The sequence below is a fragment of the Shewanella sp. CG12_big_fil_rev_8_21_14_0_65_47_15 genome (assembly GCF_002783505.1).
In the GTDB taxonomy this organism is placed as follows: Bacteria; Pseudomonadota; Gammaproteobacteria; order Enterobacterales; family Shewanellaceae; genus Shewanella.
Genome location: NZ_PFGL01000046.1, coordinates 1 through 25,936 on the forward strand (window position 1 = coordinate 1; position 25,936 = coordinate 25,936).

Genomic DNA, 25,936 nt, shown 5'->3' on the forward strand with positions numbered 1-25,936 from the left:
GAAGGTTCGAATCCTTCACGACCCACCACTTTTCTGAAAGTGTATAAATCAGCGCAACACTAGATGGGTCGTTAGCTCAGTCGGTAGAGCAGTTGGCTTTTAACCAATTGGTCAAAGGTTCGAATCCTTCACGACCCACCACTCTTTATTGTTCCCCTCTCAATATCTTTTTCAAACTTACTAATCTCCAGACATTAATCATTATTTTTGGTTGTTACTTCATTTTCTACTTTTGTCTCATAGACTTATTGCCAATGTTCCTAATTTGTTAAATTGTCCATATTGACTGCGGATAAATAATAACAACTGGGGAGATAGAAAATGAAACAAGTAAAACTTAACTTGCTTTACACTGCAACTTTATTGGCATTTGCAAGCTCGGCCAATGCAGCCTCGTTAAAAGATACCGATATTGAATTTGGTGGTTATATTAAAGCGGATATTATGTTCAGTGATTATGGCAATGGCGCGCCAGATTCTGGTGATTTATCCCGTCAGTTTTATGTGCCAGGCACTATTTATGGTAAAGAGGGTAATGGCAATCAAGTGGTTGACTTTCAAGCCCGCGAAACCCGCTTTAACTTTAAAGCTGCGACGGATCTAGATGGCCATAAGCTCTCAGGCTTTATTGAATTGGATTTTATGACCCACACCGATGGCAATGAGCGCGTCTCCAATAGTTACTCGCCCCGTATTCGCCATGCTTATGTTTCCTACGATAATTGGACCGTCGGCCAAACCTGGTCTACGTTCCAAAATCCCGCAGCTTTGCCTGAAAACCTCGATTTTGTCGGTGCGGCCGATGGCACACCTTTTGTGCGCCAGTCCTTATTGCGTTATACCCAAGGTAATTTCCAAATCGCGATTGAAAACCCTGAAACCACAATCACACCGTATCAGGGCGGGACGCGCATCACCAGTGGTAATGGTGTGATCCCCGATGTGGTCGCTCGTTATAACCTTAAAACTGAAGGTGGCGCTTCTTTCTCCGTTGCGGGTATTGCTCGTCAGTTGGATTTAGAGACTAAAACCGGTGCAACCGAAATCGACAGTTCGGCACTGGGGTATGGTGCGAGTGTGGCGGGCATTATTCCAGTTGGCAAAGATGATATTCGTTTTACTGCGACCTATGGTGAGGGCCTAGGTCGTTATATGGCTCTGAATTATATCAATGCGGGCGTACTGGATGCCGATGGTGATATTGAATCCATTCGTACCTTTGGTGGCTTTGTATCCTACCGTCACTGGTGGAATGAGCAGTGGCGCACCAGTGTGACACTCTCGGGCATGCAGGCGGATAATGATGTGGACTTAACGGGGGCTGGGGTGAATAAAGAGGCTTATTCAGGCTATGTCAACTTGCTGTATTCTCCGAGTAAGCCGCTGACTTTCGGAGTTGAATATATGTATGCGAAAAATAGCAAAGAGAGCGGTGATGATGGTGATTTAAGCCGCATTATGTTCTCTGCCAAATACGTACTGTAGTGTAGGTTTGTTGTTTCGCTAAATTAAGAAGGAGACCTAGGTCTCCTTCAATTCATTAAATAGGCTTGTCGATTTCACTTAGCCTAATAGATGGTTATCACGAACATATTGTTCGAAGTCTGTGCAGCCGCCTACGTGTTTTTCATCAACGAAAATTTGTGGAACGGTTTCTACTGGCTTACCCACTGTCTTTTCAAGATCCGCTTTAGAAATGCCTTCGGCGTGGATATCGACATATCTAAATTTGAAGTCATCACGTTTTTCAACGAGTTGCTCAGACAGTTGTACCGCTCGCACGCAATAAGGACAGCCGGGACGGCCAAAAATAACAACGAACATAATAGCTCCTTAGGATTACTTTATGGGTTTTATACCATAGGCATAGGGGAATTGATAATGTCAGATGTGTTTATTTTCAGTTTGATAGCGGCCTTGATAATCAAAATAGCTTTCGACTAAATCCCAGCCCTTTTTATGCTTTTTTAGCAGCAAGAGATCGGGCATTCGGAATTTATTCCCATCGCTGATTAACTCCGCCACCTTAGTGTACTTTTTCGGTTTTAATCCCGGCGTACGGCTATGGGGGAAAATAAACAACGCATACAGCGCCCGCCACTGGGCTGGCGTTTGCAGCTTAAAACGCCGAATAAAGCTATTGCCATCGATATCAAGGTATTGGACCTTGAGATTGCCATCATCATCAATAAGCAGCATATCTTGGCAGCGAAAGAGGTGATGATGTTGCTTATTCAACACTTGCTTAAGGCGTTTGTCGGGGTCGATTAATGTGGACTGGCAATGCTGACAAATACGCGCAGCGATATCATTCTCTTCACCGCAATCGGGGCAAGATTTAGCGCGAAATCGAAAATCACACTGCCGCTTCTGATCTTGGACCTCGACTATACCCTGACAGCGGCGACCATAGTGTTCGATAATGTCGCCATCATCGTCTGTGAGTCCCCAGAATATATTGGCAAAATGACATACAGGGCAGTGAACTTGGACTGGAACCGACTTGCTGTTTGGCTTAACTTGGCCGACCTCAGGGAAATATAAATCATAGCCATTTGCAGCATAATCAATGACTAAACAGTCTTTTTTACCTTCACTTATCCTGAGTCCGCGGCCAATCATCTGTTGAAACAAACCCACTGAAGCCGTAGGGCGTAATATGGCGATAAGATCGACATGGGGAGCATCAAAGCCTGTAGTCAGTACGGCCACATTCACCAGAAATTTAAGCGTCTGCGTCTTAAACTGTTCGATTAAACTATCGCGCTCGCTATCTGGAGTTTGCGCCGTCACTATGGCGCTCTGTTGGCGATGTTCTTTGCAAAGCAGGGCAAAGATTTCTTCGGCATGGCGCACCGTTGCGGCAAAGATAATAATGCCCCTACGATGGTGACTCAGTTCTATCAGTTGTTTGACGATAGCCGTTGTCGCTCGCCCGGCATGGTCAAGCAAGTCATTGACTTGAGTCTCGGGGTATTCGCCATTTTCATTGGGCTTAATTCGGCTGAAGTCATATTGAGCACTCAGACCATCAAATAATGTTGGCGGTGTTAAGTAACCTTGTTTTATCAACGGCCTTAGCGGCAGTTCAAAAATACACTGCTCAAATACGCCAAGTTCAGGGGAACCCACCTTGCCGTGGTAATGCTGTTTGTAAATCCAACCAGTGCCAAGACGATAGGGGGTTGCCGTGAGGCCTAACAACCGCAACTGTGGATTGTGTTGGCGTAAATGGGTGAGCAGTTGTTGGTACTGGCTGGTTTTTTCTAAGCTGACCCTGTGACATTCATCGATAATCACGAGGGAGAAAGCCCCATCAAATTGGGATAGTGCCCTTGCCGCCGATTGAATACTGGCTACCACGGTTTTTCCGTCTGTGGCTTTTTGATTGAGCCCTGCGGCATAGATGCTGGCCTCGGTGGTGAGCAAGCCGACTTTCTGGGCGTTTTGTGCAACTAATTCTTTCACATGGGTGAGCACTAACACTCGCCCTTTAGCAATACGTGCAAGTTCGGCGATCACTATGCTCTTACCTGCACCCGTGGGTAATACTAATACTGCAGAATCAGTGCTTTGCCTAAAATGGTTCAGGGCAGCATCGACCGCTTGTTGTTGATAGTCTCTCAGTGTGACTGACATGCTGGGTTTGATGGACACGCTGGCGAAAAATCTATGCTGAAGATGAGTGAGTTGCCAAGCTTAACATATAAGGTAAAAAAAATGCCCCTTGGTTGGAGGGGCAAGTGAGAGAAAGGGGCAATCGGCACTTTCTCAACAGGGTTGGTTAACTCAAGGTTACCCATGGAAGTCGGCTGCGCTTAATCAACAGTGTGAGCGATTAAGCGCAGAGTTTGTAAGCGTAGAGTTTGGCTAGTTACTCGGTACGATTCAAACGGGTTTCAATCAAGGTTTCGATCACCGCTGGATCGGCTAAGGTGGACGCATCCCCTAAATTTGTCACCTCGTTTGCGGCAATCTTACGCAGGAAGCGGCGCATAATTTTGCCTGAACGTGTCTTAGGTAAACCGCTTGCCCATTGAATGAGATCCGGTGTTGCGAGAGCACCAATTTCTTTACGAACCCATTGACGCAGTTCCTGACGCAGCTCTTCACTCTCTTCGGTGCCACGGGTTAACGTGACATAGGCATAAATACCTTGACCTTTAATATCATGGGGATAACCCACAACGGCGGCCTCTGCAACTAGCTCGTGTGCAACGAGCGCACTTTCAACCTCGGCGGTTCCCAATCTGTGGCCTGAGACGTTAATCACATCGTCCACACGGCCAGTGATCCAGTAGTAACCGTCTTCATCCCTACGGGCACCGTCACCGGTGAAGTACATGCCGCGGAAGGTTTTAAAATACGTCAGCACGAATCTGTCATGGTCGCCATAAACTGTACGCATTTGGCCTGGCCAAGAGTCGAGTAGGACTAAGTTGCCTTCGGTCGCTCCCTCTAAAATATTCCCCATATTGTCCACTAGCGCGGGTTGCACGCCAAAGAAGGGGCGAGTCGCCGAGCCGGGTTTAGTGTCGGTCGCGCCGGGCAGTGGGGTGATCAAAATACCACCGGTTTCTGTTTGCCACCAAGTATCGACGATAGGGCAATGATCATGACCAATGACCTCGTGGTACCAGCGCCAAGCTTCAGGGTTGATGGGTTCACCGACCGATCCCATGATGCGTAAACTACTGCCATCAAAGGTGTCGAAGTGTTGTTTACCCTCCGCCATCAATGCGCGGATTAGGGTGGGGGCGGTATAAAGAATATTCACTTTATGGCGGTCAATCATCTCGCCCAAACGCGCAGGGCTTGGATGATTGGGTACGCCTTCATGGATAAGCACAGTGGCAGCATTGGCGAGTGGGCCGTAGACCATGTAGGAATGCCCCGTGATCCAACCCACGTCGGCGGTACACCAGTACACTTCACCGGGCTTGTAGTCGAACACATATTCATGGGTCATAGAGGCGTATACCATGTAACCGCCTGTGGTGTGTAATACACCTTTAGGGTTACCGGTAGAGCCTGAGGTGTAGAGCAGGAAGAGTGGATCTTCTGCGCCCATTTCTTCTGCGGTGCAATGCTCAGATGCGGTTTCAACTAAAGCATGCCACCAGACATCACGGCCTTCAACCCAGTCAACTTTGCCACCAGTACGTTGCAGTACAATAACTTTTTCAACACTGGTGACATCGGGATGCTTAAGTGCATCATCGATATTGCGTTTAAGTGGAATAGCACGGCCACCGCGCATCCCTTCATCGGAGGTGATGACTACCTTCGACTTGCCATCGATAACACGCGACGCGATAGAGTCTGGAGAGAAACCGCCAAAGACCACGGAGTGAACCGCGCCGATGCGGGCACAGGCCAGCATAGCAACTGCCGCTTCAGGCACCATAGGCATATAAATGGTCACTATGTCACCGCGGCGAACGCCTTGACTGCGCAGGGCATTGGCAAATTTACAGACTTGAGTATGTAGCTCGCCGTAGGTAATTTTACGTTGTTCGTTAGCGTTATCGCCTTCCCAAATGATGGCAACACGATCGCTGTGTTCACTCAGATGGCGATCGAGGCAGTTGGCGGAGGCGTTGAGCGTGCCATCGTAAAACCAGTTGATGGAGAGGTTGTGGTCGTCGAAGGAGGTTTTTTTGATTTTAGTGTAAGGCTTTATCCAATCGATGCGCTTGCCCTGTTCCCTCCAGAAACCCTCTGGATTGACAATCGACTCTTGGTACATTTTTTTATATTGTTCGTTGTTTACAAGTGCATTGGCAGCGATATTGCCGGAGACTTTGTAGAGAGACTGCGAGCTCATAGGGCTTCCCTTTTGAAAAATTGCGTGGTCTGAGTATGGTATGCAAGGAGGCGATAACTCCATTAGACCTTGGTCTAGTTTTAAAATTTCCTTTATATTTAAGCTGTTGCAGTTGAAATTCTGGCTAGATTTCAGCCATTATTTATCGCACAATAACGGAAAAAGAGCAAAATATGAATTTAACCTTAGTCGTTTCCGTTATTGCGGTTTGTTATGTATCACTTTTATTCCTACTCGCTTGGGGGGCTGAGCGTTGGTTTAGTGGTGTCACCAAGAAACTGCAAGTAGGCATTTATGGTCTGAGCCTTGCCGTTTATTGCTCATCCTGGAGTTTTTTAGGCACAGTGGGGCAGTCGGCTAAGGATTTGTGGTCTTTCTTGCCGATTTTTATTGGTCCAATTCTGATCTTTACCTTAGGTTTTGGCATGCTGCGCAAGATAGTATTAGTGTCAAAGGCACAAAATATTACCTCTGTTGCCGACTTTATCGCCGCCCGTTACGGTAAATCCCAAACCCTTGCAGCCTTGGTCACTTTGATTGCGCTATTTGGCATCATGCCTTACATCGCACTGCAGCTTAAGGCCATGGTCTTCAGCTTAAACCTCTTTCAGCCCCTTGATGATCCCCTCGATGGTGTGACGATTCCACTGTTGATCACTGCACTCCTTGCGATTTTTGCGATTTTATTTGGCACCCGTAAGCTCGATGCCACCGAGCATAATCCCGGTATGATGCTAGCGATCGCCTTTGAGTCTTTGGTTAAACTGGCGGCGTTTCTCTTGGTGGGCATCGTCATCAGCTTTGGGGTGTTCGATGGTTTTGGTGATATCTGGCAGCAGGCCAGTGCCAAGTCCTTAATCAATTACCCCAATCCGCGTATCGAAGCCTTAATGCCGGAGTTATTGGTGGGCATGGCGGCATTTCTGTGTATGCCTCGTCAGTTCCATGTGATGGTGGTGGAGTGTGCCGATGAATCTGTGCTTTCCAAGGGACGCTGGTTATTTCCACTTTATCTGGCGTTATTTGGGTTATTTGTTGGGCCGCTCGCCTTGGCCGGACAAATCATTCTCGGGGATACCGTCGCCGCCGATACCTATGTGATTAACCTACCACTGGCTTTAGATCAACCGTTGTTGGCGGTCATTGCCCTGTTGGGAACCTTATCCGCCGCCACTGGGATGGTGATAGTGGCGGTGGTGACTATTAGTGTGATGGTCAGTAATGAGTGGCTCGTGCCGATGATGCTGCGCACAGGGCATATCCGCGAGAAAAATTTTAGCCAGTTTTCCCAGTTGTTGCTCAATGTGCGCCGTTTGGCGATTGTGATCATTCTCGGCTTGGGTTACGGCAGTTATCTGGCCCTGTCCGACAGCGACTCTTTATCCCACTTAGGTATGTTGTCCTTCGGTGCCTTTGCCCAGTTAGCCCCTGCACTGGTTGGTGGACTCTATTGGAAGCACGGTAATCGTGCCGGCGTCTTTTTAGGGCTCGGGGTCGGTTTTAGTCTGTGGTTTTACATCATGCTCCAAGGCATGACGGATAGCCACGGTGCGGCGGCGCTCGTTTCCAGCGACCTTGATCTGTTAGATGCCATTACCCCCAATGTCCGCGATGCACTGACGGCATTGTTTGCCAATATCGTCTGTTATGTTTTGGGGTCAATTTGGTTTAGGGCGGGGGTGGCCGAACGTATTCAGGCCAGTGCCTTTGTCAGTCCCGGTAAGTTAAAAAACAGTGCGAATAAAAAGAATGGTCCTATTTCCCAGCAGGATCTACTGATCCTTGCCAGTCGTTTTGTGAGTCCAAGTCGCGCCTATGAAAGTTTTAGCCATTTTTCCAGCGATGCGGTGAAGAGTGATAGCTGGCATAAGGCGGCGCCACCGGAACTGATTTCCCATACTGAACGTTTATTGGCTGGGGTGCTTGGGGCTTCTAGCGCGGCGTTGGTGATGGACTCTGTGTTGCAGGGGCGGGATTTAGCCTTGGATGAAGTCTTTAGCTTGGTCGATGAAGCCTCATCCAAAATTATGCTTAGCCAAGATATGCTGCGGGGCGCTATTGAGCATGCCTATGAAGGGATGAGCGTTATTGATAGCGATTTAAACTTGGTGGCATGGAATTATAAATATGTCGAGTTATATCAATATCCTGAGGGATTTTTGCAGCAGGGTATGCCCATTAGTGAAGTGATCCGTTTTAACGCGGCTAGGGGTTATTGCGGCCAAGGCGATATCGAATTGCAGGTCGAGAAACGGGTACAGCATATGCGTAATGGCACGCCCCACACCTCGGAGCGGCAACGTAAAGATGGCAAAGTGATTAAAATTCAAGGCAACCCTATGCCTGATGGTGGCTTTGTGATGACCTTTACCGATATTACCCAATATCGCCAGCAGGAACGGGCATTACTCGAAGCCAATGAGACCCTAGAGAGTCGGGTTAATGAGCGAACCTACGAATTGGCAATGTTAAACAGTGAGTTATTGGAAGCTAAGGCGCAGGAAGAAATGGCCAATGCCTCAAAAAGCCGATTTCTTGCGGCCGTGGGGCACGATTTAATGCAGCCTTTGAACGCGGCAAGATTATTTACTGCGTCATTATCCCAGTATCCTAATCTTGACCGTGAGGCGCGCACCACCCTATCCCATGTGAATAGCTCACTGAAAACCGCCGGTGAATTGCTGACGGATCTGCTCGATATCTCAAAACTCGATTCTGGTATGGTAGAGGTTAATCGCCGCGATTTTGCCATATCGGAATTGCTCAATGGTCTAGCCGTCGAATTTGAAGCTATGGCTGGGGATAACCATATCCGTTTCAACATGTTGCCCTGCAGCGCCACGGTAAACTCGGATCCCTCATTGCTGAGGCGGGTGTTACAGAACTTCCTTACTAATGCCTATCGCTATGCCCGTGGAGGGCGAGTGCTTTTTGGTTGCCGTCACCGTGGTAGCGACATTGAAATTCAAGTGTTAGATACCGGTTGTGGTATCGATGAACGTGAGACCCAAGAAATTTTTAAGGAGTTTAAGCGGCTGAATAATCCTAAGAGCAATAATGTCAGTGGCCTCGGCCTCGGGTTAGCTATCGCCGATAGGATCAGCAAAGTGCTAGAGCACAGTATTCATGTCTCCTCGCAGTTAGGGCGGGGTTCGGTGTTTTCGATCCGAGTGCCGAGGGGAGAAACCGTGCGGCAGCCGCAGGTCAAAGCCTTACCCTCTCTGCTACAGCCTTTGTCGGGGATTAAAGTATTGTGTATCGATAATGAGGAGGCCATTCTTGCGGGGTTGGAAAGTTTGCTCAGTCGCTGGCAATGCGAGGTGATTTGCGCCAAGGATCTCGCCGATGCACGGATTAAGCTCGGCCTTAAAGGGGTCGCTCCCGATATAGTGCTGGCGGATTTTCATTTGGATGATGGGCAAAATGGGGTCGATGCTATGGACGGTATTCGAGTCCTCTATGGGCAAGACCTGCCGGGGATTTTAATCACCGCCAATACCCGCAAAGAGCTGGTCGAGGATGTACAGCGCCGCGGTTATCACTATATGGCGAAAATGATTAAACCCGCTGCCCTGCGAGCCTTGATCTCCAGCCTAGTCAAGTCAACGCGTTAATCACCAAAGCGCAGCAAACTGCGCTTTAACAGTAGATTAGGTGAGTTTATAGCTTAAACACCGCCAGCTTGCTGTTTAGGTGAAGGGATAATTCTGCCAAGCCTTCGCTTTCTTGGGCTAAGTAGGTTGCAGATCCAGAGACTTCCAGAGCGGAATTGTTGATCCCGCATACGTTGCGATTCATATCTTCGGCGACCACACTTTGCTCTTCGGTCGCGGTGGCAATATGGGTTGCCATATCACTGACATGTTTGATGTGATTGACGATCAGTGACAAATCACTGCCGGCTTTTGCCGATTGACCCACACTTTTTTCGGCCAGTCCGCGGCTCGTATCCATGGCATTGGCTGCGCTGACGGCACGTTGTTGTAAGCGTGAGATGGTAAGTTGAATTTCTTCGGTTGACTGCCTTGTTCTACTCGCCAGTTGCCTGACTTCATCGGCAACCACGGCAAACCCGCGTCCCTGCTCACCCGCCCGCGCCGCTTCAATGGCGGCATTGAGGGCAAGTAAGTTAGTTTGTTCTGAAATGGCGCTGATCACGGCGGTCACTTCGCTGATCTGCATCACTTCCTCTTTTAATTTATTGACTTGTATCGTGGCTTGTTCCACTTCTTTGGCGAGGGCATGGATTCCCTCAATGCTGGAATGGACATCCTGATCCCCAAGTCCGGCTTCTCTGGTGGCCTCTTTAGTGTCCCTTGCAGTACTCTCGGCATTATTGGCAACGTCGGCAATAGTTGCACTCATTTCATTCATGGCGGTTGCCAGTTGGGTGAGTTGATCACGCTGGTTATTGACGGCCTGATTGGTTTCCTCCGCACTTGAGGCGATGCGAGCCGACGCTTGCGCCACATTTTCGGCGCTGTGACTTGCTTCCATTAAAGCGGTGCGAACAGCATGCATACTCCGATTAATATTGTGAGCTAAGATCCCCAACTCATCTTTGCCATTGATAGTGAGTTGAGCCGTTAAATCTCCCTTTGCTATGGCTAACATGGCCTTATTGACATTCTCGAGTGGCCGAGTGATTGAGTGGCTGATCACATACCCTAACAATACCATGATGAAGATAAGCGCAAAGGTGGTTCCCCCCATAAGCAGACATTGGTGCCAAATAGTGGCTTCGATATCCTGCAGCAACATGCCAGAACCTAATATCCAGCCCCAGGGCCGAAATCCTATCACCAATGATAATTTTTGCGCCGATTCTCCTGAGCTTGTCATCCAGGGGTATTCTAATACCCCCTGTTGTCCATCGCGGCCAAGTTCCACCATGTTAAACCAGTAATGCTCTTTGCCTTGGTCTCCCATTTGCTGTCCAACCAGTTCTTTTTTTATCGGATGAACAACGACATGTCTCGATTCATCGATCACAAAAAGATAGTTATCACCATCGAAACGCATATCGTTAAGCATCTCCCTAGCGGCTTGCTGCGCTTGTTCCTGTGGTAAGGATTTTTCAAGGGCCTGAATACGGCTAATGGCTAGGGTGAGTACCGCATTGAGCCTTGCCTCTCGCTCTGTCATCAGATTCTGCTTCAGTGTACCGATTGATAAGGCAAGCAGTATTATGGCTCCGGTCAGTGCAATCAGTGAGAGTAACGCGAGTTTTCGGTTAACGGGAATATTAGCGAGGGTAAACATGTGATCTCCTTGTCTTTGAAATAGTTGTCCAGCACTATTCTATCGATCTAGTTGTTACCTAATCTTTGCGTAAATGGACAATGTCAATTGAGCGACATAAGCATCGCTTTATTTGGCAGATTGTCCAGTTACACACTGATGTAAAATGAAAAAATATAAAAAATTATTCATAAGTGTGAGCAAGGTTACCATTATTATCTTGCTCTGTTTGTTAATGATGGTTTCTTAAGTGTTAAATTTAACCATGACTGATAAAGGAAGCCGTTGCCTGTGTTGGCGCTATGTCATCAGCTAAGGTTATCCTAGCGGCCACTTGCTTCATCGCACCTGTGAGTTGGCTTAATTGCATGGGAGTGATGATATAGGGCGGCATAATGTAAATCAGATTGGCAAAGGGCCTCACCCACACGCCTAAATCGACAAATTGTTGCTGTAGCTCAGCGGTATTGACGGGTTCATGCATCTCTAACACGCCGACGGCGCCGAGCACTCGCACATCTTTTACGCTCGGTAAATCAATCGCATCCTTAAGTTCTAAGCGCATTTGCTGCTCAATGGCGACCACTTGCGCTTGCCATTCATTGCGATTAATTAAGTCTAAGCTCGCGCACGCCGCCGCGCAGGCGAGGGGATTGCCCATAAAAGTGGGGCCATGCATAAACACCCCCGCCGGAGATTGGCTGATCCCTTGGGCGACTTTATCTGTGCATAGGGTGGCCGCAAGGCTGATATACCCGCCTGTGAGTGCCTTACCTAAACACAGAATATCGGGCGTGATATTGGCATGTTCATAGGCAAACAGCTTGCCTGTGCGGCCAAAGCCGGTGGCGATTTCATCTAAGATCAGTAAGACATTAAACTCATCACACAATTTGCGAAGGCCTAATAAATACTCTGGGCTGTAAAAACGCATTCCCCCCGCGCCCTGCATGATGGGCTCGATGATCACCGCGGCAATATCGCTGTGCTGCTCGCTGAGTATGCCGCGCATTTGCGCTAAATCATCTGGGTGCAAAGCCTCACCAAAGCGAGTTCTTGGGGCATCGGCAAAGCATTGCTTTGTGACAGTTTCGCCAAACATAGTGTGCATTCCGCCCTCGGGATCGCACACACTCATGGCGGCAAAAGTATCGCCGTGGTAGCCCTTTTTAACGGTCAGGATCCGCTGTTTCTGTGCTTTATCCTGCGGCTGCCCTTGCCAATACTGCAATGCCATCTTGATGGCGACTTCGACGGCGATGGAGCCTGAATCACATAAAAAGACTTTGGTGAGCGGTTCACAGGTCATCGCAATCAGCTTTTTACATAGCTCAATGGCTGGGGCGTGGGTAATACCGCCAAACATCACATGGCTGAGTTGATGCAGCTGTTTTTCCATGGCACCGATAATCTCAGGGTGCCCGTAACCGTGCACACAGGCCCACCAAGAACTCGTACCATCGACGAGTCTGCGGCCATCGACTAATTCCAATTCACAACCCTTGGCACTGTGTACCCCAAAAACGGGAAGAGAGTGGGTCATGGAGGTGTAGGGATGCCAGATATGGGTACTATCAAAGTCAAAATCGAGTAAATTGCGCATCATAACTCACAGTGTTGGTGATAAAATCGCCAATAGTAAACCTGTATCACTGGTTGGCGTTGACAGTTTAAGGGCTGAGGTTATCCTAGCCAAGATAAATACAGAATAAAAGGGTGTTCAATGTCGCAGGTGCAAGTTCGTCATGATTGGAAGCGGGAAGAGATCGAAGCCTTATTTGCGCTGCCGATGAATGACTTATTATTTAAGGCTCACAGTATTCACCGTGAAGTGTACGATCCCAATGAGGTGCAAATCAGCCGCTTGTTGTCGATCAAGACGGGGGCATGCCCTGAGGATTGCAAGTATTGTCCCCAGAGTGCGCGTTATGACACAGGCCTTGAGAAAGAACGATTGCTGGCGATGGAAACCGTGTTGACCGAGGCGCGCAGTGCTAAGGCCGCCGGGGCTTCACGTTTTTGTATGGGGGCCGCTTGGCGTAATCCCAAAGAAAAGGACATGCCTTACCTTAAGCAAATGGTGCAAGAGGTGAAAGCTTTAGGCATGGAAACCTGTATGACCTTAGGCATGCTCACCGAAGGCCAGGCCAATGAATTGGCCGATGCGGGTTTAGACTACTACAACCACAATTTGGATACCTCGCCCGAATACTATGGCGATGTGATCACCACTCGCACCTATCAAAACCGTTTAGATACCTTAAGCCATGTGCGCGCATCGGGCATGAAGGTTTGCTCCGGCGGTATCGTCGGTATGGGCGAAAAAGCCACCGACAGAGCGGGATTATTGCAGCAACTGGCGAATTTACCCCAGCATCCCGATTCGGTGCCAATCAATATGTTGGTTAAAGTGGCGGGCACACCCTTCGAAAAACTCGATGACCTCGACCCCTTAGAATTTGTGCGTACCATAGCCGTGGCGCGTATTCTGATGCCTCTTTCCCGTGTGCGCCTGTCCGCTGGCCGCGAAAATATGAGCGATGAGTTGCAGGCCATGTGCTTCTTTGCCGGGGCGAATTCGATATTCTACGGCTGCAAGTTGCTGACAACGCCAAACCCAGAAGAAAGCGACGATATGGGTTTATTCCGCCGATTAGGTTTACGCCCTGAGCAGGGCGCAGTTGCCACCCTCGATGATGAACAGGCTGTGCTGGCCAAAGCCGCCGCCCACCAAGATAAATCGACGGCGCAGTTCTATGATGCGGCGGCATTATAATTGCTAACACTATGATGAAATGCGCAAAATAACTGTTTGAGAGCGAATGAGATGAGTGTTGCCCTAGAGGCTAAAATTGCCGCTCGCCAGCGGGCCTTGTCTGCTCAAGGACTGCTGAGGCAACGCCAAACCTTATTCACGGACCACTCAGTGGATGTTAGTCCGCGGTTTTTATTCGAGGGCCGAAGCTACCTTAATTTCAGTAGCAATGATTACCTCGGCCTAAGTCGTAGTCCTGAATTGATTGAGGCACTGCATACCGCGGCGCAGCAATATGGGGTCGGTGGCGGAGCCTCTCCCCTAGTGACGGGTTATAGTGAGGCACATTTTGCCCTCGAACAGAGGCTCTGTGAATTAACGGGTCATCAAGGGGCGCTGCTATTTAGCTCAGGCTTTAGTGCCAACACGGCCTTGATGAAAACCCTGTTTGATAAGCAGGATGTGGTCATTGCCGATAAGCTAGTTCACGCATCCATCATCGATGGTTTACGTGATAGTGGTGCTGAATTTAAACGCTTTTTACATAATTCCCTCGAGAGTGCCGAGCGGCTACTTAGCCGTCACTCTGCATCGGCGCTGATCACCGAAAGTGTATTTAGTATGGATGGCGATTGTGCCCCCATAGCGGCATTATCGGCACTCTGCCGTCAACATCAGGCGTGGTTGATCGTCGATGATGCCCATGGTTTTGGTGTACTAGAGGGCTTTGACCATGGCAACGCCGCCGAGCGGATTGATGTACAAGTGGTGACGTTTGGCAAAGCCTTAGGTTGTCAGGGCGCTGCTATTCTAGGTAGCAAGGCCCTGATCGATTTTTTGGTGAGTAACGCCCGGGAATACATTTACTCCACCGCATTCTCGCCCGCCAACGCGGCGCTGGCGCTGGCTGCGACGGAACACTGTAGAACCCACCCCGAGCTGCGGCATAAGCTAGTTGAAAATATAAAATTATTTAAAGAGTTATGCCATAGTGCGAATGTACCATTATTGGGTTCTGATACCGCCATTCAGCCATTGATCATAGGTGATACCCTGCAAACCTTAAGGGTTGCAGATGCGCTCAAGGCGGCAGGGATCTGGGTTGGGGCTATTCGTCCGCCTACTGTGCCCGTCGGTTCCGCTCGGCTTCGCATCACCTTAAGTGCATCCCATAGTGCTGGGGATATTACCCATTGCGTCAATGTGTTAGCACAGGTGCTACAGGGTGCGAACGTGCCAAGGGTGAGTGAACGCGAGCTTAACACTAAGGCGCCGGATGTGCGGGCAGACAATATTGCCGAGCGTTTTTCTGCTGCCGCCAATAGTTATCAAGATCACAATAAGTTACAGCGGCTTAGTGCGGCAAGTTTACTCAATGGCTTTTCAGTTAAAGGCAATCTTTTAGATATTGGCGCAGGCCCCGGCACTCGGTTCGATAGCCAACACACGGCAGATGATCCACCTAGGGTATTTGCCCTCGATGTCGCGCTGGGAATGCTGCAAAAACTTAAGCAGACTTATCCCCATTACCAGAGTATTTGCGCCGATGCCGAGCAATTGCCCTTTGGCGATAACACTATGGATTGCATCTATTCGAATCTTGCGTTGCAATGGTGTGTGGATTTCCCCGCCGCCGTCGCCGAAATGGCGCGGGTGCTAAAGCCAAAGGGGGAGTGCCATATCACTGTGGTGGCCGATGGCAGCCTCAAACAGCTCGCGGCGTTAGGCTTGCGAGTGAATGCTTTTTCACCTATGGATGCGCTACGGAGCGCCTTTGATCTTAAGCAGTGGCAGTTGTTCGACCTTGAATTAATGCCGATAACGGTGCATTTTGATACCCTCAAAGCATTGCTTTACTCGATAAAAGGTGTCGGTGCTTCAGTGCAATCCCATCATGCATGTGCATCACAAGCTAATGAAATACATAGGCTTCGTGGTCGAAAGGATTGGCTGGCATTAGTCTCGCGCGCCGAAACATTACGCCACGCCGAAGGCTTGCCTTTGACCTATCAAATTGCACAAATTCGTGCCCGTCGATTAGGCTAGGCCCTATCGATATCTGCTCAATAAAGGATTAACGATGTTTTTTGTCACAGGCACAGATACCGACAGCGGTAAAACCTTAGTTACATCTGGGCTATTAATGGCCTTTAACCGTGAAAGTGCGCGTTTAGGCTCACAGTGGTTAACCCTTGGGGTAAAACCTATTGCCTCGGGCTGTGAGATGACGCCAGCAGGGCTACGTAACAGTGATGCCCTACAATTAATAGCTTGTTCCACCCTCAAGTTGTCCTACGAGCAGGTGAATCCCTTTAGCTTTTTACCCGCGGTTGCGCCGCATATTGCCGCCAAAAATGCGGGCATAAATCTATCCCCGCAAGTGATTGCTGCACAATTAGATTTGCCCGCCTTTGCTGCGGCGGATCTGTGTTTGCTCGAAGGCGCTGGCGGTTGGCGTTTACCCTTAGGTGAGGGGCGTTATCTCTCTGAACTCGTTCAACAATTGCAGTTGCCTGTGATCCTTATCGTTGGCATGAAGCTGGGTTGTTTAAATCATGCCCTTTTGACCCAGGAAGCGATATTAGCCGATGGCTTACAGATAGCGGGCTGGGTTGCTAACAGTATCGACCCAGATATGAGTGTGTTTGACGAGAATTTAGCGACACTTAAAGAGATGATGTCAGCGCCATTCCTGGGTTGTATTCCCTATCTGAGTGAGCCGACGGCAGAAAATGCAGCAACCTATTTAGATATAAAACCATTGCTCAGCTTGAGTTAATTAAATGTGAAATAATTAAAAGGATAAAAATATTTTATTGATTTTTAAATAATCAAATTTAATCTAAAGTCATGTTTGCTGATGTTAATAAACGCTATGATATTTGTTAATATATTTATTGTTTATGGCTAGATTAACGCATAAAAAAGTAATACCAGTGCAAGCCATAATGTTCGCCCTAAAAATGGCAGCAAAGCAAAGGAGAGTATGAGGCTTGATATCATAATCACAGTAGTGGACTTACAAAAATAAGCGCTATTAAATGTGGGTAATTTCATGGTGATTTCTCTAGCACAATCATGCATGTCTATTGAAAACGGTAAGGCTGGGGCAGATTAAACTATGAAGAAGACAGTATTGTAAAACCTTACAGATAAAGTTGATATTTCCCAGTCGTAATAGTGGGTTAATATACCTTTATGGTAAATTTGAGTAAACGCTATTACTGGATTTAGTTCCCAATATGGAGGGTAAATATTGGAACTGAGGGTTCATCTTTTTGTTAGATTTATATAGTCTTATTTAAAATTAAATAAAACGCCAATATATATTGGCGTTTTTATTATTAAAAGGGGCCCTTATTCACGGCTAAATTATGTTCGTGAATGAGGCCCGTTGCTAGGGCGTGCATTAGCGTCAATGATTTAGGGCCAATCGTCGCTATTCCAGCGATACAACCAGGTGGCGGCGAGGGGTTTGTCATCCTTTTTCAACTGTATACGCAGTTCGGCCACATTGGTACTTTCGGGATCGAAGGTGACGAATACTCGCGCGCCATTAATATCAGGATGGGCGACAATGTGAGTCGATAGGATTTTGCCTTTACTCATACTGGCATCAATCACCATTTTATCTAAGTCTTGCGCTTTGATATTACTGTAATCTATTTGCAGCTCTTTACCTTTTGCCAGTTTTTGCCCCTTTGAGCTACGGACAACGCGTGCCTTAGATGCGGCATTTGGACTGTCATTCGCGGCGGTAATGCGGTAGGAATAATGGTAGGACTGATCCTTTTTTAACCCGCCAAGGGGTTCCCAATAGGTCACTATATTATCGTTAGTTTCGGCATTCGATGGAATTTCAAGCAGTACGAGTTGACCTTTCCCCCAATCATTGAGCGGCTCAATCCAAGCGGAGGGGCGCAGATGGTAATTCGACTCTAGATCTTGATAGTCATCGAAGTTGCGATGGCGTTGGATTAAACCAAACCCTTTAATGTCTTCATCACCAAAGGCACTGATCTGTAACTTGTTTGGATTGTTTAATGGCCGCCATAGGCGTTCGCCATTGCCGCGATCGATTTGTAACCCCTCGGAATTATGTACGGCAGGGCGATAATCGGGTTTGTCCGGTGTGTCTAAACTACCGTATAAAAACATTGAGGTTAGCGGCGCGAGCCCGACATGGGCAATATCATTGCGAGGAAAAAGCGTGACATCCACTTCAACCCGGGTTGGCGCACCGGGGTAAATCCCAAAACGATAGGCTCCCGTCACACTTTGGCTGTCTAAGAGGGCATGAACCACGATTGCGGTTTGATATTTCGAAGGCCGCTCAACCCAAAAACGTTTAAACAAGGGATATTCTTCCCCCTTAGGCTGGGCGACATCAATGGCAAGGCCGCGGTTGGATAAACCGTAGGTTTGGCCCTTAGAGAGGGCTCGAAAATAGCTCGCACCTTGGAACATGATGAATTCATCTTTGGCATCATCGCCATTAATCGGGTAGTGGAGACGTATGCCCGCATATTGACCCACCTGGGTCAGTAGTTTCTCAATGGCATCGCTTGGCACATCAAAGGAGACTTCTGTCAGCTCAAGGGGAAAAGCGTGGCTATTTTCGACCACATCGATATCGACGAGGTTTTTATATAAAAAACCCGGAGCAAAGAGCTGGACGGAAAACTTTGTTGGCGTGCCGCCCCAAATGGCAGCATTTTCTTGATAATTAATTTTGCCATAGGTGGCATAATCCAAATCAATCAATTCTTTAGGTGCTTTTTTAGCCTCTTTAAAGGGTGTTTTTGCCAGCTGTTGGGCGAGACTGATAACGGTTGCCTGGGAGAATGTTTGGGCTTTTTTAGCGTCATCTGAGGTCGCGGCAAAGGTTGGACTCAGGCTATGGGTGCCAATAACACAGGCGAAAGCAGCGCCTAGCAAGCGTTTGTATGTGTGACCTGGTTGCTTTGCTGTAAAAGCGGGATTGTGGTTTGGACGGTTGAATGTTAAATGCGGTCGCAAAATGGAAACTCCTCACTTTATGATAGTTGTAATGCCAATGAAGCGTTTTCTTGAACACTATCATCCTCAACGATAAATGGTATATCTGGCAAATTTGCCATAAATGGGACCTCGCTACTTGGAATGGATATCAGTTTCACTTTGTATATCAAGCTGATCGCTAACGAAATTAGTGCAGATGTGCGAGTGGTGCAAGCCTTTTCTTGGTTTTTAACCCATGCATAACATCAATTAACGCTATGCATGGGCAGAACATCAGCATTAACAACACCCTCACTCTGTGAGCCTAGCATTGCATAAAGCGTTTGATGGATCTTACTTTAGTAAATGGGATAAATCGCTCCCTAGGGGGATGGGGATTTCCTGTTGTTCACCACAGAACAAATAGGCTGGATTGTCACCTAAGAGTGATAGTTTATCCCCCTGACGCCAGAGTGCGCTGCCTTCGACAATGCCGATGACTGGCGTTAAGGGATCGACACGAGTGAATTCGAATAAGCGTTGGGCGCGGGTTTCCCCATTATGACCGGGCGCACGGTAATTGGAATAATGTGGATTGAGTTGAAAAGGCACAATATTTAATGCGGTGAATGAAGGAGGCTCAATAATCGGCATATCATTAGTGGTTCTAATGCTTAAGCCCGCTACGTTAGCACCTGCGCTCCAACCAATGTAAGGTTTGCCTTGACCGACTTTTTCACGAATAAGCTGCACCAGATCGTATTTGTACAGTTCGTGTAAGAGATGGAAGGTATTACCACCGCCCACTATAATCCCATCGGCATCCTGGACTGCTTGGCGGGGATCGGGATGTTGGTGAATGCTGCTGATATCGAGTTGCAGTTCACTCAGTCCGGCAACGACAGAGGCTAAATAAGTGTCATAGCCCATGCTGACACCCGCATAGGGGATAAAGAGCCACTTCTGGGCCTTTTCTGTCAGTGGTTTAATCAATGGAATGGCATGGCCAAGATAGGGGGTGTCGCCGACACGAGAACTGCTCAGTAGTAAGGCATTGATTGTCATTTTTTATCCTGAAATCTCGGGGAGTGTCCGTATGTTAACAAAGATTAATCACGATAAACATACAGAAATCCACAGGAATGAGTCTGCAACGCCGACAGCGCCTAGATTTAAGTTTCGATTAATCTACTGTCCCTAGACTCTCGGGCCATGGGAGACAGTGCCTGAATAAGAGAAGGTCTAAATAAGAGAAAGTCTACATAAGCGAAAAATAGCCCAATAGAAAAACTCTTTACATTTATCACTTGAATTTCGATTATTTGGACATATTATGTCTTTGAGCAAAGTTAAATGGTAATTCTTGCCCTAAAGGAGCTGAAATGAAGCGTATTTTTTTATTGATTGCGACTAACCTAGCCGTGTTGCTGGTCGCCTCAATTGTGATGTCTATTCTCGGCGTGAACACGTCGACCATGGGTGGGCTCTTGGTATTCGCGGCGATTTTTGGATTCGGTGGGGCCTTTATCAGCTTAGCCATTTCCAAATGGATGGCGAAGAAAGCCATGGGGTGTGAAGTGATCACCACGCCACGAGATAGCACTGAACGTTGGTTGGTTGATACTGTTGCCCGCCAAGCGCAGCAAGCTGGGATTAAAATGCCAGAAGTGGCCATTTATCAATCACCAGAAATGAATGCCTTTGCAACGGGTCCGAGTCGAGACAACTCGCTAGTGGCCGTGAGCACGGGTCTTCTCTATGGCATGAGCCAAGATGAAATCGAGGGCGTATTGGCCCACGAAGTGAGCCACGTTGCCAATGGCGATATGGTGACCTTAACCTTGATCCAAGGTGTGGTGAATACCTTCGTTATCTTCGCCGCCCGTGTTGTCGCAGGTATTATTAACAACTTCGTCGCCAGCAGTGATGAGGAAGGTGAGGGTCTAGGCATGTTTGCTTACATGGCCGTTGTCTTTGTGCTGGATATGTTGTTTGGTATTCTGGCCTCGATCATCGTGGCTTACTTCTCACGGGTTCGTGAGTATCGCGCCGATGAAGGTGCTGCACGCTTAGCCGGCAAACACAAGATGATTGCTGCACTGGAGCGGTTACGTCAAGGCCCAGAAAGCACGGCTATGCCTGCTCAGATGTCGGCTTTTGGTATCAATGGCAAGCGTTCAATGGCGGAGATGATGATGAGTCACCCTCCACTCGAGAAACGTATTGCAGCATTGCAAGCCCGCTAATCACCCGTATTAACTAAAATGCCGTCCCATTTGGGACGGCATTTTTTTGTGCTAAGGATAAGCGCTTAGCCCCGCGCTTTAATCCGCCAATAGACCGCGACTACGTAGCAGCGGCTCTATGCCTGCTTCCTTACCGCGGAAGTTTTTATACATCAACATAGGATCATCGCTGCCGCCCTTTGACAGGATATTGTTTTGGAAGGCATCTGCGGTGGCCTTGTCGAAAATCCCATTTTCTTTAAAGGCTTCGAAGGCATCCGCCCCTAAAATATCCGACCAGAGGTAGCTGTAGTAGCCAGCAGAATAGCCACCCGCAAAAATATGCGAGAAGTAAGTGCTGCGATAGCGTGGGCTGATCTCCTTAATTAATCCCATCGCCGCTAATGAGTCGGTCTCAAACTGAGCGGCATCCTTGGGGGTGGTATCCGTTAGTGTGTGCCAGTCCAGATCGAGTTTGGTCGCCGCCACATATTCAACCGTGGCAAAACCTTGATTGAACTTGCTGGCCGCTTGGATTTTCTTCACCAATTCCTGCGGGATCACTTCGCCGGTTTTATAGTGTTTGGCAAATTGGGCTAGCACTTCGGGCTGAGTCATCCAGTTCTCGTTCACCTGTGAGGGGAATTCCACATAGTCACGTGGCACTGCGGTGCCACCCTGCGAACGGTATTCCACCTTCGATAACATGCCGTGCAGGGCATGACCAAATTCGTGGAAGAGTGTGCTGGCTTCGTCGAAGGTCAGTAGTGCGGGTTCATTACCCACTGGGTGAGGGTAGTTTAATACGTTAACAATAATAGGTTTAGAATCAACACCATTCATATGGTATTGCTTACGGTAGGAGTTCATCCAAGCGCCGCCACGTTTACTGTCGCGGGCGAAATAGTCCCCCATAAAGATGGCCATTAACTTGCCGTCTTTATCATAAACTTCGAAGGTGCGGACCTCTGGATTGTACTTGGGTAAGTCGGTACGCTCTTTAAAGGTCAGGCCGTATAGACGATTCGCCGTATAGAATACGCCCTTTAATGTACTGTCGAGTGAGAAATACGGGCGTGTCTGTTGCTCGTTAAAGCTGTACTTCGCCACCCGAATTTTGTCGGCGTAGTAATCCCAGTCCCACGCTTGCAGCTTAAACTTGCCACCTTGCGCGTCGATCATCGCTTGCATATCAGCGACTTCCGCTTTGGCTTGGGCCAATGCCGCTGGCCAGACTTTATTCAGTAAACCGTAGACATTCTCTGGCGTCTTGGCGGTGCGTTCTTCGAGGACAAAGTCCGCATGGGTTTTGTAACCCATCAACTGGGCGCGTTCGGCACGCAGGGCGGCAATCTTTGCGAGGATAATCTTGTTATCGTTGGCGTTATTGTTGTTACCGCGCTCGATATAACCCTTATAGAGCTTTTCACGTAATTCACGATTATCGGCATAGGTTAAAAACGGCGTGATGGAAGGGCGAGAAGTGGTGAATACCCATTTGCCTTCATGGCCGCGTTTGGTCGCGGTTTGGGCGGCGGTGGCAATCACATCATCGGGTAAACCGGACAAATCGTCCTTAGAGTCTATTATTAGTTCAAAGGCATTGGTTTCGGCGAGTAGGTTGTCGCCGAAGGCTAAATTCAGTTTACCGATTTCCTCATTGAGTGCACGCAGCTTAGTCTTATCTTGCTCGCTTAAGTTAGCGCCGCCGCGGGTAAAGGCTTTATAGGTATCTTCCAACAATTTGGCCTGCGCCGTATTGAGCCCTAGACTGCCTTTGGCATCGTAAACGGTTTTAACGCGCTGAAACAGTTTATCGTTAAGCAGAATATCGTCTTCGGCGGACGATAGCATGGGCGACACTTCTTTCGAAATGGCTTGCAATGCAGGTGTAGTATCGGCGCCCGTCAGGTTAAAGAAAACGTTAGAAACGCGGGTCACTAGATCGCCAGAAAACTCCATGGCTTCAATGGTATTGGCGAAGGTGGGCTTATCTTTATTATCGACAATGGCTTGAATTTGCTCGTGTTGCTGGGCGATCCCCGCTTTAAATGCCGGCAGGAAATGCTCAGGTTTAATTTTGTCGAAGGCCGGAATTTCCATAAAAGTATCATAGGGTTTAAAGAATGGATTGCTGGCATTCTCGCTGATGATCTGTGCCGACATCGCATTTGGCGCCGCGATGGCCTGCACCGCCGTATCGCTTTGCTGGGCACTGCAACCGCCTAAGGCCAAAGCGAGTGCGATTGCACTGAAGGTGAGTTTAGCTGCGCGCGGTTTGAGGGCTTGTGGTTTGAGTATTAGTCCCTTCATTATTGGTTTCCCGTTCTGTCTATGATAGTGATGGAGGTCGTAATGGCGGATTGCCAGTAACCATTAAATTTATTTTAAGTTGTCTGTTTAACATGTATCGAGCGAGGGGTTCCATCGATTTTGTGTTTTGTTTGTAACAAATATTGAGTAGCAGACTTTTACGCAAAAAACTATGGCAAACTTGGCGACACCTCTACGTCCAATATGACGCTAAGGCTTTTAGGTTGTTTATTGTACGTTCCTAAATCCTTCAAATAATAAATAGGACCCCTATGGATCTGCCTCTTTTTAACTATGCCAATTGCAGCAGAGCGTTTTCTTATTCAGTGTTAGCTGCGTTTTTGATGTCTAGTCCAAGTGTTGCCTCACAAACTGTTCAAACTCAATCCGTTCAAACTCAATCCGTTCAAACCCAAGCCGTTCAGCCCAAGGCGCCGTCACTTAGTGTAAATGCAGTCAATGTCGCCGATTATGCCGTCACTCAATACGATACGGCTATGGTGCAAAGCTTAGCTCAGTTAGTGAGTTTTAATACCCAAGCGGTTGAAGGGCAGACGCCGGATACTAATCCCGCCTTTGTGGGCTTTAAGTCGAGTTTGAAGCAACTGAGTGAAATACTCGGGCTAGATTATGCCGACCATGGCTATGTTGTGCTGATAGGTCTTAATGCCAATGCGGTGGATAGTCAAACCCAAAAATTGGGGATAGTCACCCATGGCGATGTGCAGCCAGCCAATCCTGCACTCTGGAGCCAAAGCCCTTATCTGCTTGATACTCAGTCCGAGCCAGGCAAACTGATTGGCCGCGGTACTGAGGACGACAAGGGCGCGATTGTCACCGCCATGTATGCGATGAAGGCGATTAAAGATAAGCAAATTAAGCGCGATAGGCGCATTGAACTCTTGGTTTATCTTGCAGAAGAGTCGGACTGGGAGCCCCTAAAAACCTTTTTAGCCAGCTACACGCCGGCGGATATGAACATCACTATCGATGCCGAATATCCCGTGGTTACCGCCGAAAAAGGCTGGAGCAAGATTAGCTTTACTGTGCCCAACGTTACGCTCCCCAATATAGACACTAAAGCAGAAGCTTCAACTCAAACACCCATATTAACCACTTTCTCTGGCGGCTATTTTGCCAGCCAAGTACCGCAGCAGGCTGAGGCGGAAATTAAAGCCGTTACCCCTGAGTTATTAGCCAAATTACAGGCAAGCGCTGCACATCAACAGGGGATGAAGTATCGCTTCGAACATAGCTGCGCCAACACGCAATGTGATGTGCATATTTTTGCCGATGGCAAGGCGGCTCACTCCTCGACGCCGGAGGATGGTGTCAACGCTGTAACTCATCTAGCGGCCCTGCTTGACTCGCACTCTTGGCCAAAAACGACCGCCTCTTTAACCCTTGCCGCCATGAATGAGCTGGTGGGTTTAGGGATTTATGCCGAGCAGTTTGGTGATTTAGCCTATAAAGATGATTTTATGGGACCGCTGACCTTAGCCCCAACTGTGGTTATGCAAACGCAGAAGGGCACAGAGGTGACCATTAACTTGCGTCGTCCTGTCGGCAAAACGCCAGAATTGCTCGCTAAGCAAGCCAATGAAGCCCTAACCTTGTGGCAGGCTAGACACCAAGTGCAGCTTGCCGAAATTGAAAGTTATTGGGGCGAGCCTATGGTGATGAAGGATGCGCCGCAGCAACAAACCCTCCTCGACGTGTTTGCCCACTTTACTGGCATAGCCGACCCCAAACCCGTTGCGATTGGCGGCTCAACCAACAGTAAACTCTTCCCCAATGCCTTAAGTTTTGGCCCCGCCATGCCGGGCGTGGAATACACTGGCCATACCGAGAAAGAGTTCATCACCCATAAGCAATTTATGCTGAACTTGAAAATGTACACCGCAGCGTTTATCGAACTAGCGGCGGTGAAATAGTGCTCTTTGTTAAAGTGATTGTGGAATGGCATAAAAGTGTTGGGTAGCAATAAAGTCTGTATCAAGTATTAAGCTAAGCATTAAGAGTTAATAGAACAAGGGCGGTTAAATCTTAGATTTCCGCCATTTCAACTCTAAATACTCAAAGGCAGAAAGGCTCAAAGCTAGTGAGTTATATCGTCAGTTGTGCTGGATGAATTGTCATTGTTTCCCCTGTGACTCGCCATAAACTCGTCCCTGAGGGCTCGACGACGGCATCCATGCCGCCAACGGTCACAGTTGCAACAATGCCAATCTTAACTAACACTTCTGCAGTTCGTTTAGCTAAAAAGATATTGCTCCAAAGTGTTTCGGCTCATTAGCTCAACCGAAAATTCCCACACCTGCTGCCATTCATATTCTTATCTATTTGCCTATGTTTGGCCTTACCAGAAATCGGCTAACAATGTATGGGCATACAGTTATATTTAAAAATGACGATTTTCATCCTAATCTTGTGCGCGTTTTTACATTTGATTAAAAATAAATAGATTTAAAATCATACATATATAAACCACATGGATTAAATAATAGGTTTGGAAAACGCGCATGCGCGTTTTTCCAGATAGTATATTTGAAGAGAAGCTGATAAGTTATTTGCAATACAAGTAGTTAACTGTGC

At 48.0% G+C, this 25,936-nt stretch carries 16 protein-coding genes and 1 tRNA gene; 8 read left to right on the forward strand and 9 right to left on the reverse strand.

The features are described from left to right. Window positions 1-65 precede the first annotated feature (65 nt). A tRNA-Lys gene (locus tag COW15_RS12985) sits at window positions 66-141 on the forward strand. A 180-nt stretch (window positions 142-321) separates the two neighbouring features. After that, window positions 322-1,485, forward strand: a complete 1,164-nt coding sequence (locus COW15_RS12990; protein ID WP_293632953.1) for a DcaP family trimeric outer membrane transporter — start codon at window positions 322-324, stop codon at window positions 1,483-1,485. Window positions 1,486-1,563: 78 nt separating this feature from the next. Here the strand turns inward: COW15_RS12990 and COW15_RS12995 are convergent, their stop codons facing one another. From COW15_RS12995 to acs, 3 genes are all read right to left on the reverse strand, one after another. Continuing rightward, the gene (locus COW15_RS12995) at window positions 1,564-1,824 is read right to left on the reverse strand and encodes a GrxA family glutaredoxin (RefSeq protein WP_293632954.1); all 261 of its coding nucleotides are present in this window, start codon (window positions 1,822-1,824) and stop codon (window positions 1,564-1,566) included. A gap of 60 nt (window positions 1,825-1,884) precedes the next feature. Beyond that, complete coding sequence (locus COW15_RS13000; protein ID WP_293632955.1) at window positions 1,885-3,639, reverse strand: DEAD/DEAH box helicase; 1,755 nt, start codon at window positions 3,637-3,639, stop codon at window positions 1,885-1,887. A gap of 235 nt (window positions 3,640-3,874) precedes the next feature. Then, on the reverse strand, window positions 3,875-5,827 hold the full coding sequence (acs, locus tag COW15_RS13005) for an acetate--CoA ligase (RefSeq protein ID WP_293632956.1): 1,953 nt from the start codon (window positions 5,825-5,827) through the stop codon (window positions 3,875-3,877). Window positions 5,828-6,000: 173 nt separating this feature from the next. Here acs and COW15_RS13010 point away from each other — a divergent pair, with 173 nt between their 5' ends. Further along, window positions 6,001-9,441: a NahK/ErcS family hybrid sensor histidine kinase/response regulator gene (locus tag COW15_RS13010; protein WP_293632957.1), complete on the forward strand. Its 3,441-nt coding sequence runs from the start codon at window positions 6,001-6,003 to the stop codon at window positions 9,439-9,441. Between the two features lie 46 nt (window positions 9,442-9,487). Here the strand turns inward: COW15_RS13010 and COW15_RS13015 are convergent, their stop codons facing one another. Together COW15_RS13015 and bioA are read right to left on the reverse strand one after the other, a co-directional pair. Then, a complete protein-coding gene (locus tag COW15_RS13015; RefSeq protein WP_293632958.1) occupies window positions 9,488-11,089 on the reverse strand; it encodes a methyl-accepting chemotaxis protein in 1,602 nt (533 codons plus the stop codon). A gap of 238 nt (window positions 11,090-11,327) precedes the next feature. Beyond that, window positions 11,328-12,671 (reverse strand): adenosylmethionine--8-amino-7-oxononanoate transaminase, encoded by a 1,344-nt coding sequence (bioA, locus tag COW15_RS13020; protein WP_293632959.1) that lies wholly within the window; start codon window positions 12,669-12,671, stop codon window positions 11,328-11,330. A gap of 120 nt (window positions 12,672-12,791) precedes the next feature. On the opposite strand from bioA, the gene bioB reads away from it, so the two are divergent. The 3 genes from bioB to bioD are packed head-to-tail and all read left to right on the forward strand — an operon-like array spanning window position 12,792 to window position 16,602. Further along, window positions 12,792-13,844, forward strand: coding sequence for a biotin synthase BioB (bioB, locus tag COW15_RS13025; protein ID WP_253990798.1), 1,053 nt, complete (start codon window positions 12,792-12,794; stop codon window positions 13,842-13,844). 51 nt (window positions 13,845-13,895) lie between these two features. Further along, entirely contained in the window at window positions 13,896-15,869 is a 1,974-nt protein-coding gene (gene bioC, locus COW15_RS13030; RefSeq protein WP_293632960.1) for a malonyl-ACP O-methyltransferase BioC, read from the forward strand. 34 nt (window positions 15,870-15,903) lie between these two features. Next, window positions 15,904-16,602: a dethiobiotin synthase gene (gene bioD / locus COW15_RS13035; RefSeq protein WP_293632961.1), complete on the forward strand. Its 699-nt coding sequence runs from the start codon at window positions 15,904-15,906 to the stop codon at window positions 16,600-16,602. 644 nt (window positions 16,603-17,246) lie between these two features. Here the strand turns inward: bioD and COW15_RS13040 are convergent. Both COW15_RS13040 and pepE read right to left on the reverse strand, forming a co-directional pair. Further along, window positions 17,247-18,842 carry a glucan biosynthesis protein G gene (locus COW15_RS13040; protein ID WP_293632962.1) on the reverse strand — a complete coding sequence of 532 codons (1,596 nt, stop codon included), beginning with the start codon at window positions 18,840-18,842 and terminating at the stop codon, window positions 17,247-17,249. A 315-nt stretch (window positions 18,843-19,157) separates the two neighbouring features. Further along, window positions 19,158-19,868: a dipeptidase PepE gene (pepE, locus tag COW15_RS13045; RefSeq protein WP_293632963.1), complete on the reverse strand. Its 711-nt coding sequence runs from the start codon at window positions 19,866-19,868 to the stop codon at window positions 19,158-19,160. Between the two features lie 317 nt (window positions 19,869-20,185). Here pepE and htpX point away from each other — a divergent pair, with 317 nt between their 5' ends. Then, window positions 20,186-21,049, forward strand: coding sequence for a protease HtpX (htpX, locus tag COW15_RS13050; protein WP_293632964.1), 864 nt, complete (start codon window positions 20,186-20,188; stop codon window positions 21,047-21,049). Window positions 21,050-21,127: 78 nt separating this feature from the next. Here the strand turns inward: htpX and COW15_RS13055 are convergent, their stop codons facing one another. Then, window positions 21,128-23,341, reverse strand: a complete 2,214-nt coding sequence (locus tag COW15_RS13055; RefSeq protein WP_293632965.1) for a M3 family metallopeptidase — start codon at window positions 23,339-23,341, stop codon at window positions 21,128-21,130. Between the two features lie 272 nt (window positions 23,342-23,613). Here COW15_RS13055 and COW15_RS13060 point away from each other — a divergent pair, with 272 nt between their 5' ends. Further along, entirely contained in the window at window positions 23,614-25,275 is a 1,662-nt protein-coding gene (locus tag COW15_RS13060) for a dipeptidase (RefSeq protein ID WP_293632966.1), read from the forward strand. Window positions 25,276-25,447: 172 nt separating this feature from the next. Here the strand turns inward: COW15_RS13060 and COW15_RS13065 are convergent, their stop codons facing one another. Further along, window positions 25,448-25,582, reverse strand: a complete 135-nt coding sequence (locus COW15_RS13065) for a hypothetical protein (RefSeq protein ID WP_293632967.1) — start codon at window positions 25,580-25,582, stop codon at window positions 25,448-25,450. Window positions 25,583-25,936: the final 354 nt, after the last annotated feature.

What these genes read in the sequence shown, in the direction of transcription:
- COW15_RS13015 (WP_293632958.1), bottom strand. Translation starts at nt 11,089, where the DNA reads ATGTTTACCCTCGCTAATATTCCCGTTAACCGAAAACTCGCGTTACTC.
- htpX (WP_293632964.1), top strand. Translation starts at nt 20,186, where the DNA reads ATGAAGCGTATTTTTTTATTGATTGCGACTAACCTAGCCGTGTTGCTG.
- bioB (WP_253990798.1), top strand. Translation starts at nt 12,792, where the DNA reads ATGTCGCAGGTGCAAGTTCGTCATGATTGGAAGCGGGAAGAGATCGAA.
- COW15_RS13060 (WP_293632966.1), top strand. Translation starts at nt 23,614, where the DNA reads ATGGATCTGCCTCTTTTTAACTATGCCAATTGCAGCAGAGCGTTTTCT.
- COW15_RS13010 (WP_293632957.1), top strand. Translation starts at nt 6,001, where the DNA reads ATGAATTTAACCTTAGTCGTTTCCGTTATTGCGGTTTGTTATGTATCA.
- bioA (WP_293632959.1), bottom strand. Translation starts at nt 12,671, where the DNA reads ATGCGCAATTTACTCGATTTTGACTTTGATAGTACCCATATCTGGCAT.
- pepE (WP_293632963.1), bottom strand. Translation starts at nt 19,868, where the DNA reads ATGACAATCAATGCCTTACTACTGAGCAGTTCTCGTGTCGGCGACACC.
- bioC (WP_293632960.1), top strand. Translation starts at nt 13,896, where the DNA reads ATGAGTGTTGCCCTAGAGGCTAAAATTGCCGCTCGCCAGCGGGCCTTG.
- COW15_RS12995 (WP_293632954.1), bottom strand. Translation starts at nt 1,824, where the DNA reads ATGTTCGTTGTTATTTTTGGCCGTCCCGGCTGTCCTTATTGCGTGCGA.
- COW15_RS12990 (WP_293632953.1), top strand. Translation starts at nt 322, where the DNA reads ATGAAACAAGTAAAACTTAACTTGCTTTACACTGCAACTTTATTGGCA.
- COW15_RS13055 (WP_293632965.1), bottom strand. Translation starts at nt 23,341, where the DNA reads ATGAAGGGACTAATACTCAAACCACAAGCCCTCAAACCGCGCGCAGCT.
- acs (WP_293632956.1), bottom strand. Translation starts at nt 5,827, where the DNA reads ATGAGCTCGCAGTCTCTCTACAAAGTCTCCGGCAATATCGCTGCCAAT.
- bioD (WP_293632961.1), top strand. Translation starts at nt 15,904, where the DNA reads ATGTTTTTTGTCACAGGCACAGATACCGACAGCGGTAAAACCTTAGTT.
- COW15_RS13000 (WP_293632955.1), bottom strand. Translation starts at nt 3,639, where the DNA reads ATGTCAGTCACACTGAGAGACTATCAACAACAAGCGGTCGATGCTGCC.